1 protein-coding gene is annotated in these 834 nt (G+C 38.7%); it reads right to left on the reverse strand.

The window, feature by feature from the left end; genetic code table 11:
• Positions 1-485 (reverse strand): serine/threonine protein kinase (locus AC3LHT_RS10595; RefSeq protein WP_488662874.1); only part of this gene is annotated, 485 nt, incomplete at its 3' end.
• Positions 486-834: the final 349 nt, after the last annotated feature.

Consider the following 834-nt stretch of genomic DNA (forward strand, 5'->3'; position numbering starts at 1 on the left):
CCGTCAAGTCTCCTGCAGCCAGGAGCCCGCCGCCAAGACCTGCTACGGCTCCCTTGGAGTTGATTCGTTTCCAGATTATAAATGATATTCGAAGGGCTTATATCCTTATGGATGATGTTCAGGGCATGAACTTTTCTGAGGCTTTCAACAATCTTAATGGCTATAAGGAGGAACTCTTTCAGGGTCATTTCCCTGTTTTCTATCCATCTGTCCAGGGATTCTGCGCCAATATCTTCAAAGACTATGAATGAGATATTCTCGTATCTCTTAAATTCAAGGGGCTTGACAACACTTTCCAGATTGATGGAACGCGTTGTTTCGTATTCTTTTCTATATCTAACAATTTCTTCAGGTGTGGAATAATCTTCTTTTAGAATTTTTAATATGACTGGTAGATTATCCTTATTACGACGGGCACGATAAACTAAGGTATTGTCACTCTCATATACTTTCTCAGAAATTTGGTAATCAGGAACATCAACCATGATCTGTTCCCTCGTATCCACCCGATAATTCTTGGTGCAAATAACCTTCTCAAGTGTTTCAAAGAAAAACAAATACCCATGTCACAGCAGCGAAGATCTTGATCTTTAGGAACGATTGCAGGCGATTTTACGTGTTTCCTTTGCCCCTCTTTGCTTTCTCTTTTTCCACTCTCCCTCCAGGGACAAAACATCCTATGAACAACCAATATTTACAAAATTAACGCCTTCACAGAAATCCCTTTTGCTTTAAAAATAAAACGTGATTTTATCACCCTTGAAGTTTTAATATCACAAGTTGCAAATATTCACAAATAAGCTATCATTATCTATATGACATAATGCATCCAGG

The organism is Kosmotoga sp. (assembly GCF_982836095.1).